Genomic DNA, 8,718 nt, shown 5'->3' on the forward strand with positions numbered 1-8,718 from the left:
GTGGGTCATGAGGGGTAGGTCCTTCGCGCGGATGGGTTGTAGAGGTACTTCCATCCTGCGCTCGGGGACCTACCCCTTTCGCACGCTCACACCACCTGGCGCGTTAGCAACGTCATGACCCACAACAGTTAGCGGGTCGGGAAGTCGCCTTCGTAGTCGTTCCAGGTACCAGCCAGCTGCTCCATGGCGAGGAGCTGGTCGTTCACGGAAGCGTTCTTGCCGGCGAAGTCCATGACGAAGTAGTTCACGCTGAAGCTGTCGTTAAGGGTCGAGTTGTATTCCGTGGCCGCGGCGTGTGTCCGGAAACGGTAGTAGTTCGCTTCAGCTGTGCTGTACGCCTCGACGCAACCGATGTCGGCACCGCACGCCGAGTCGGTGATCTCCACTACCTCGGTGGTCACATCTTTCCCGGTGTCCTCGAATTCCATCAGGTCCCTGAGTGTGAGGGTGAGCTGAGGATGCAAAAGCCAGTAGATCATCGTTGCTACGAAAATCAGCGGGACTCCCACCAGGACAGCAATCAGCCATTTCTTCCCCATACTGCACGAGTATGCAGGGAATCGATCGCACCGACGACTGCCCAGAAGTCGCTCGGTCACTGACACTGTGCAGGAGATGCGAACTGACGGGCCGCGTCAGGCTGGGGAAGGGACATTGAGCCCGGGCGTCGACGATGAACGCGTATCTACCTCAAGTGAACTGTTGATTCCGGCCTGTCGGTCGTCTGTAGCGCCTTTGGAATCTACGTGTTGATGGGGTACGGGGAAGGGGCTCAGTGGTCATCGACCTCAACGCCCTGATGCGAGGTGTGGATCTCGTGATTACTGCCGAGTGTGCGATGGACTTTCAGACCCCCAACGGCAAGGTACCTGCGGTGATCGCACACCGCGCTCAATAGGCCGGAGTACCAGTTCTCGCCCTCGCAGGATCACTGGGCGAAGGAGTGCCGAACGTGTACGACATCGGCATCGACGCCATCGCCTCCATCATGACCATCCCCATGGACCTCGAGGACTCTGTAGCGAATGGCAAGCAGTTCCTCATCGAAGCAACTGAACGCACCATGCGGTTACTACTCCTTGGTGCGGCGATCTCTTCTTCCGTAGACGCCCGCTACCACCGCCCAGCAACCATCTGAAGTCACACCCGATGAGAATTCGCTCCACGGGTAGGTGAAGATGTGACCTACCCGTGCAACAAATCCCCCTTCTTACTGTGGTCTAAGAGTTTGGAAGGTGGCCTGATTTAGCCTACGTGCCAGTGGCGGCGGATGAGCTCCTCACGTGTGGTTCCGTCCTCCGCCGTTCCTTCGTCGAGTGTTCTCTCGTTGATGTCGCGCAGGTCTGTGAGGAGGGAGTCGATGAGCGTAGCGGGAAAGACGTCGTCGGCCTCGAACATCCCCCGTGCTGCCTCGAGGGCGTCAGCGGACTCCGCGCAGGAGGCCGGCAGCTGATCGAAGTCCTCGTGGTCGGCGGTGCTCAGTCGCTCGGCCAGCTGCAGGCTGTCGGGGTCGGTGAGCCCACGCGTCGCTGCGACGGCCATGCCGGCCAGGAGCAGGTGGACGTCGGCGGAGCCGTCGCCAAGTCTGAGCTCGACGGTCTGGGGGTGCGTGGCGGGTTCCACGATGGTGCCGGTGCCGCCCGGGTTGGCATGGGCAACCATGTCGGTCAGGATGTTCCCGCTCCATGCCAGGGGGACCCTGACCAGACCGGTGCGGTCCCTCATGCCCCAGCAGATGTCCTCGGGGGATTCGTCCCCGTCGCTGAACCGGAGGTAGGAGGTGGGGACCGTGTTGCCGAACGCGGTGAGCGCACTTGCTGCGGAGAGGTAGCCGGCGATCAGTTCCCGCCCCGTGTCGTTGAGACCGTCCTCGTCGACGATGACGCTCCTCCCGTCGCGCACCAACCGACTGTGAATGTGCAGACCGTTCCCTGCACCCTCGCCACTCACCAGGGGAGCGAAGGTGGCCTCCACCCCGTGGGCGTGGGCGACCTCGCGAACCACCCACTTCGCCAGGACGAGGTTGTCGGCCGCCTGCTCCACGGGCGCGGGCTGGAGCTCGATCTCGTGCTGGACCAGCTGCCGGTCGTCCTCGAGGATGTTGCCGACCTCACCGTGCGCATACTTCAGGCGCACTCCCATCGCGCACAGATGACCCAGCACCTGTTCACGGACCCGCTGACCCTTGGAGAAGGGCCCCGATTCCTGGTATCCGCGTTCCTCCTCGACGGGGTAGATCCTCTCGGGTTCGTCGACGAGGTAGTACTCCAGCTCACCGAACGCCTCCAGCGTCATCCCCGTCTCCCGTGTGAGGGCCTCGGCGGCGCGGCGCACGATCTGCTCACGCGCGTGGGGCAGGGGTTTTCCGCTCTCGTCGTAGAAGGAGCACAGGATGTCGAGTGATTCTCGTTCACCGAAGGGGTTGAGGAAGGCGGTGCGATGACGCGGGACGATGTACACGTCACTGCTGGCGGTATCGGTGCCGGCGAAGACACTCGAACCATCCACCCGTTCACCGCGCGTCAGTACCTCGAGGAGGTGATCGCGCGAGTTGACGGGGAAGGCGAGGGTCTTCAGGCGCCCATCGCCGCCGACGTAGCGCAGGTTCACCTGGCTCAGCTTCAACTGGTCGACTGCCTGTACGAGGTCTTCGCTCGTGAAGTCGGACGAAGGTTTGCCGAGGAGGCGGACGAGGGGGTGGGGCTCAAGGGTATCGATGGTCATGCTCCGTTCTAGTACCGGTAAGGAACGTTGAATTTGGTGAAGTCCGGCTCGGTCAGGGGATTGTGTGATTGCGTTGCTTGGCTCTACGGATCACCAACATGATCACGAGGCCGGCAATCGCAGCGTAGAGGGCGTAATTGAGGTAGTGGGAGTACTGATCAACGACTGCGTACTGGGCGCCAAGTGCGGCGCCCAAGCCGATGAGGATCCCGTTCCATACGGCTGTTCCAGCGAGGGTGAAAATGCTGAAGGTGAGCAGGTTCATGTGCTCGGCCCCGGCAGGCAGGGAAATCAAGCTCCGGACTCCTGGTATGAGCCGACCGAAGAAGACAGCCGAACGGCCGTGCTGCTCAAACCATTTCGCAGCCCGTTCGACGTCGGTGCGATCTACCAGGGGTAGTCTCGATAGCCAGCGTATTGATCTCTTTAACCCTAGTTTCGCCCCGATCCAGTACAGGAGCAGGGCTCCGAGGTACCCACCGAGGACACTGGTGATGAACACAAGGACGAGGTCGAGGTCTCCTTGTCGCGTGAGGAACCCGGCCAGCGGAAGAATCACCTCGCTGGGGATGGGAGGAAAGACCGTTTCGGCGAAAGTAAGTACCCCGACGCCCCACTCACCGAAAAACTCGATGGTAGAAGCGGCATAACTGACCAGCCCGGTAAGCTCGTCTCCAGTTCTCGCCGAGGGAACAGTCACAGCGCCCATCATCGCTGTCCGATGAGTGGTCTGGGGAACGCCGCCGACCGCTCCTGGGAGGTGTTCATCAACCCTACAGGTGGCTGGTTCGGCTTAATGGGGAAGAGCTGGTGCCAGCTTTCGTACAACCGATGAATCGCCTTACTCACATGCACGGGCGGGGTCCTTCAAGAATTTGGTGGTGTTCAGGGGTACTTCAATGTGTGGGTTCATGCGGCGTCGATTGTGGTGTTCCTTCCTTCATCGTCGACCCTGGGATCGCCGCTTTCGTAGCTGACAGTGTTATCCGACCCCTCGACGTCAATCTCTGTGACGGAGCTCAGAGTGATGGTGTTCGTGCTGCCCTCGAGCGAGAGTTCTCGCACTTCGGAAGCGGTAACGGAGTTGGAATCTCCTTGAATATCGAGATCGTTCAGGTTCTCGGATGTCACCGTGGTGCGCGACCCGTCGATTTCTAGTTCTTCGCAGTCACCGCTGAGGGTGAGCGTGACGTCATCGGCGCGGACATCGATATCCCCTCCTGCGTCGCAGCGAATGGTGTGCGTTGTACCGGGCTCAGTAATCCGGTGTTCCATCTCGCGGGTCACCGTTATCTGCCCTCCTGCCGTGCTACCACTGGCGGAAGCGGAGGATGTCGTCGTTGCATCGGGGATCTGGTCCGCAACCTGGCTGCTTTGCGCAGGTGGTGTGGTGTCCGCCCCGCACCCGGCGGTCAACAAGCCGGCGGCAGTAATCGTTAGGACAGTGATGATACGAAGACGGTGCGGCATGGCGGTACCTCCGAGTAGGGGTAAGGGATCAGTTCGTGGAGTCGGCGCTCTGCCGTACCCCCGTATTTGAAGTTTCACTTTCAGTGTGGACTCAGCTTGCTGAAGGCAGACTGAACGCATGAACGCAGGTCAGTTGTACCTGCGTGGAGAATTGGGTAGGGAGGTAATGAATGCGTGTGTTGGTGGTCGAGGACGAGATGGGCTTGGCCGTAGGGTTACGGCGAGGGCTGGAAGCCGAAGGTTTCGCCGTCGACACCGCACCCACCGGGGTGGATGGTTTGTGGTTCGCCCAGGAACACCAGTACGCGGTGATCCTGCTCGACATCATGCTTCCGGGAATGAATGGATTCACCGTGTGCGAGAGGCTTCGGGCGGAACGGAACTGGACGCCGATTCTGATGCTGACGGCCAGGGATGGTGTTAACGATCAGGTGGACGGGTTGGACCTGGGAGCTGATGACTACCTGACCAAACCGTTCTCGTTCGATGTGTTGTTGGCACGGATACGGGCTTTGATCAGACGGGGTGCCAGTGAGAGGCCGACCATGCTGGTCGCAGGGGACATTCGTGTCGATCCGGCATCCCGTCGTGTGTGGCGTGGAAACACCCCTATTGACGTGACGGCCCGCGAGTTCGCCGTCTTGGAGTTCTTGGTCCGGCGTGTCGGGCAGACGGTGTCGAAACGGGACATTTTAGACAACGTGTGGGACTTCGATTTTGAGGGAGACCCCAACATCGTCGAGGTATACGTACGGCACCTACGTAACAAACTCGACCGGCCCTTCGACCGGGTAGCGATTGAGACTCTGCGTGGTGCCGGCTACCGGCTGGCGGAGAACGGTGGGTAGAAGACCAATGGGTAGAAGACCGGCGGGATGGTGGATGCCTGCTTCGCTGCGCGCCCGATTCACTCTTGCCGCGAGTCTGATCATGGGATGCATCCTCGTCATGGGTGCCACCGGTTTCTATCTGGTGTTACAGCACGCGTTACTGGAAGGGGTTCGCTCCGCAGCCGACATGGACGCCGACGACCTTGAAGCGAGACTTGGGTCGCTGCCTGGTATCACCGAAACCGATGACGAGCGGTTCTTCCACGTCGTATCCGCCTCCGGAGAGGTAGTGGCTGAAAGCAACAGCGCCCCGGGAATGCTTCTGGGCATACCGGACTCAGGCGATGAGCTGATCATCCGCGTCCCGGAGGAGAACATCGACTTCCTCGTCACCGTCGAGGACACCGACGACGGACACACCATCATGGTGGGCCGCTCACTGGAAGATCTCCATGAGACCCTGTTCACCGTCGCGGGACTACTCGCGGGCATCGTGCCGGTGTTGGCCCTGATCGTCGCCGTGGTGACATGGATCGTGGTCGGCCGGGCACTGACCCCAGTAGATCGACTGCGTCGTGAAGTCGAAGAAGTAACAGCACACAACTTGCACCGTCGTGTCGAGGACCCCGGCCACTCCGACGAGATCGGCCGGCTCGCCAGCACCATGAACCACATGCTCGAGCGATTGAACCAATCACAGCGCGCCCAACGCCAATTCATCTCTGATGCCTCGCACGAACTGAAATCTCCGCTGGCGTCACTACGGCAATACGCCGAAGTGGCCCGCGCCCATCCCGGCCGGGTCAGCGCAGCTGACTTGTCCGGTGCGATGCTCAACGAAGGCGGACGCCTGGAACGACTGGTCTCAGGGATGCTCGTCCTCGCCCGGGCCGACGAACAATCCCTTAGAGCCTCCAGCCGGGAAGTGGACCTCGATGACCTTGTCCTTGCTGAAGCACGACGGTTACGCCAATCAACACCACTAACCATCGCCACAACAGGTGTTGGTGCCGCACGAGTTCACGGAGACGCAGCCCTCTTGGGTCAGGGCATACGCAATCTCATCGACAACGCCGCCCAGCACGCCGTCGATCGCCTGAACCTCCACCTCAGCACCAACGAGGTAGGTGTGATATTCGCGGTGGAAGATGACGGCCCAGGAATTCCGAAGGAAGATCGCCACCGTGTCTTCGATCGGTTCGTGCGGCTCGATCAATCCCGTACCCGCAACGCTGGCGGAAGCGGTCTCGGTCTGTCAATCGTGCAGGAAATCATTCACACCCACAGCGGAACCATACGCATCACCGACAGTACTCTGGGAGGAACCCGGGTCGAGGTCCAACTACCAGCCACCCTGTGACCGACCCCCAGCCAGCACAGCTGCATGGCGTAACCAGGATCACCAGTGGAACACCAACAGGGCAGTAAGGCCCGCTACCCCACCCTCCCAATCGGCAGGTCAGCGATTAGGTGATCCTAGTCTGTCGACTCAGGTGGTGGCAGAGCACGGGTGATCGCCCAATTGCGGTGATGGATATTATCTGTTCGATGGGGGTGTGGGGTCGATCCCGTTGTTGCCTTTTCCTCGGGTGGTCTTGTCGATGGCTTGGGCGGCTTTAGTTTGTGCCCCGGTGATTTGGCGGGTGTATTTGCCGTGGGTTTTCTTGTTCGCGAAGTCCCCGGCTTTCATCAGTCCGTTCTTGATCTTCTCGGGGTTCTTCTTTACATAACCCATCGCTGCCGCCGCGAGGGCCGCGCCCTTGGCTCCTCTGCCGAATAAGCCCATCAGTGATTCCAATCTCTTGTGAGTGAGGTATGCCGAGCGGCATGCCTGGGACTGTTTGGCCCGTCCACCATCCTTGGTGGGGTCAGGTGAAGGAACAGATGGTCCGTAGGTGTGGGGTGCAGAACGCTCGTTAGTGGGCTTGGTTGTAGGCGTCGATGATGGACTGGGTGATCCGTCCGCGGGCGCTGGGGTTGTGGCCGTTGTCCTGGGCCCATTGGCGGATGGCTTGGGTTTCTTCCTTGGACCGGCCGGATCCTGTGCTGGTGGTTCTCTGTCCGCCTTGGCTCTTGCGGTTACCGGTCCTGGCTTTCCGGGCTTTGTCCACGTACTCGGAGAGGGTGGAGCGCAGCTGGTGAGCGTTGTCCTCATTGAGGTCGATCTCGTAGTCGGTGCCATCGAGCCCGAAACGGACGGTTTCGTGGGCCTCCTCACCGTTGAGGTCATCGACCAGGTGTACTTGTACCTTCTGTGCCATATTTTTTCACTCCAAAATGTTGTGGTTTTATCGTGCTATCCCCAATCATCGACTCTAGCGCAGATTCATTATGCAAAGGGAACTTAGCGTTCAGGGTGGCCACTTATTACACGGTTCTTATGGTGCGCGTCACGTACTCATTGGTGGAGATGTGAGCGTCACCTAATGACAAGGGGGCGATGTTCATCCCGCGGGGACTCAGCCAGCCGGTTCTGACGGCCCGGGTATGGTGATGTCCTCGAGCGGTAGGGGAGTAAGTGCCGGGTGGGTAGTGAGCCATTCTCTGGCTTCGAGGTTGTTGATGCGCCGGTAGAGGGTGGCCCTGGACATGCCGAGGTCCCGGGCGACGTGGGCGGCGGGCTGGCCTTGGGCGATGAGCCGGCGGGCATTACTGATCTGACTGTCACTGAAGGTTTCCCGACGGCCACCGAGGTCCATGCCCGCGGCCCGACGCTTGGTGTTGGAGTCGTTGACGCGTTCGCGTTTGATCTCGAGTTCCATCTGCGCAAGTGCTGCCATGACGGTGAAGACCATGGACCCCATCGGTGTCCCGGTGTCGACGTTCCCACCGCCCAGGTTCAGGATGCGAAGATTCACGTCTCTGGCGCGGAGGGTGTCGGCGAGGGCGAGCATGTTCGCCGTCGACCTGCCCAGCCGATCCAGGGTCGTCACCACCAGGGTGTCGCCCTCGTGCAGTGCTGCCAGTGCCCGGTCGAATTCGGGCCGCTTCGCGAGCCCTCCACTAACCCCATAATCGACGTAGAGGTCGTCCCGCCGGACGTTGGCAGCGTGGAGGTCCTTAGTCTGCCGGTCAGCATCCTGCGTTCGGGTCGAGACCCGCGCGTACCCGATCAACCTGCCCATGTTTGCTCCTTCGACTAAAAGCACTTCACGATCAGTCGACCGGTTACTGCGGGTAACTGAGTGACGCAGAAGTGCCCGATATGCTCAAAATATGTCTCACAACTAACCCTAGTGTCACTTTCCGGGGGCTCCTCTTATGGAGCATGGTAGCAAGACGGTGACCGGTCAGTGCCGGCAGGGGAGGCGTGATGTTTCGACGGGGTGTGTTGAATCCCTCGGGATGTAAGACGAGTGAGGTGATGGGGCTGCTTGGGGTGTGCTTTCCCGTTCTCGAGCAGGGGTGTAGGAACGAGCACCAGGTGAGGTCGGTCGTATGAAGGAACGGGGGCGAGGGTCGTGGCGTTGAGAGGAGTACATTTCCATTTTTGTAAGGATGACTCCTGCGTATTCTTTTGATTGGTATTGATGGTTCCGGTAAAAGCACCGCAGCCCGTGAGCTGAGGAACGCCATCCATGACCAGGGCCATGAGGCCATGATGCTGAAGACCGCCGGTGGAAGGAAAACGACGACCGGCTGGTGGGAGGCACTGGGATGGGCTCCTAGTACCCGCTGGCAGGACCGTATCGAG

Annotated in this window: 9 protein-coding genes and 1 pseudogene; 3 read left to right on the plus strand and 7 right to left on the minus strand. The window is 60.4% G+C overall.

Annotated features, from left to right (window positions below; all coding sequences use genetic code 11):
• Positions 1-128 precede the first annotated feature (128 nt).
• A complete protein-coding gene (locus tag AC792_RS12645; protein ID WP_152916206.1) occupies positions 129-539 on the minus strand; it encodes a hypothetical protein in 411 nt (136 codons plus the stop codon).
• Between the two features lie 236 nt (positions 540-775).
• Here AC792_RS12645 and AC792_RS17555 point away from each other — a divergent pair.
• Positions 776-1,138, plus strand: a pseudogene (locus AC792_RS17555) (glycerate kinase).
• A 107-nt stretch (positions 1,139-1,245) separates the two neighbouring features.
• Here AC792_RS17555 and AC792_RS12655 read toward each other — a convergent pair.
• From AC792_RS12655 to AC792_RS16550, 3 genes are all read right to left on the minus strand, one after another.
• Positions 1,246-2,724, minus strand: coding sequence for a glutamine synthetase beta-grasp domain-containing protein (locus AC792_RS12655; RefSeq protein ID WP_049830871.1), 1,479 nt, complete (start codon positions 2,722-2,724; stop codon positions 1,246-1,248).
• Positions 2,725-2,776: 52 nt separating this feature from the next.
• Entirely contained in the window at positions 2,777-3,433 is a 657-nt protein-coding gene (locus AC792_RS12660; RefSeq protein WP_049830876.1) for a DedA family protein, read from the minus strand.
• A gap of 200 nt (positions 3,434-3,633) precedes the next feature.
• Positions 3,634-4,194, minus strand: coding sequence for a DUF3060 domain-containing protein (locus AC792_RS16550; protein WP_160317645.1), 561 nt, complete (start codon positions 4,192-4,194; stop codon positions 3,634-3,636).
• Between the two features lie 170 nt (positions 4,195-4,364).
• On the opposite strand from AC792_RS16550, the gene AC792_RS12670 reads away from it, so the two are divergent.
• The gene (locus AC792_RS12670; protein WP_049830873.1) at positions 4,365-5,042 is read left to right on the plus strand and encodes a response regulator transcription factor; all 678 of its coding nucleotides are present in this window, start codon (positions 4,365-4,367) and stop codon (positions 5,040-5,042) included.
• Positions 5,043-5,076: 34 nt separating this feature from the next.
• Positions 5,077-6,384, plus strand: coding sequence for a sensor histidine kinase (locus AC792_RS12675; RefSeq protein ID WP_049830874.1), 1,308 nt, complete (start codon positions 5,077-5,079; stop codon positions 6,382-6,384).
• Between the two features lie 177 nt (positions 6,385-6,561).
• Here the strand turns inward: AC792_RS12675 and AC792_RS16555 are convergent, their stop codons facing one another.
• From AC792_RS16555 to AC792_RS12685, 3 genes are all read right to left on the minus strand, one after another.
• On the minus strand, positions 6,562-6,810 hold the full coding sequence (locus AC792_RS16555) for an antitoxin (RefSeq protein WP_082177725.1): 249 nt from the start codon (positions 6,808-6,810) through the stop codon (positions 6,562-6,564).
• A gap of 130 nt (positions 6,811-6,940) precedes the next feature.
• A complete protein-coding gene (locus tag AC792_RS12680) occupies positions 6,941-7,285 on the minus strand; it encodes a histone-like nucleoid-structuring protein Lsr2 (protein ID WP_049830875.1) in 345 nt (114 codons plus the stop codon).
• 198 nt (positions 7,286-7,483) lie between these two features.
• Positions 7,484-8,149, minus strand: a complete 666-nt coding sequence (locus AC792_RS12685; protein ID WP_082177726.1) for a recombinase family protein — start codon at positions 8,147-8,149, stop codon at positions 7,484-7,486.
• Positions 8,150-8,718: the final 569 nt, after the last annotated feature.

Origin of the sequence: Arthrobacter sp. RIT-PI-e (assembly GCF_001187915.1) — a bacterium.
GTDB lineage: Bacteria > Actinomycetota > Actinomycetes > Actinomycetales > Micrococcaceae > Arthrobacter_D.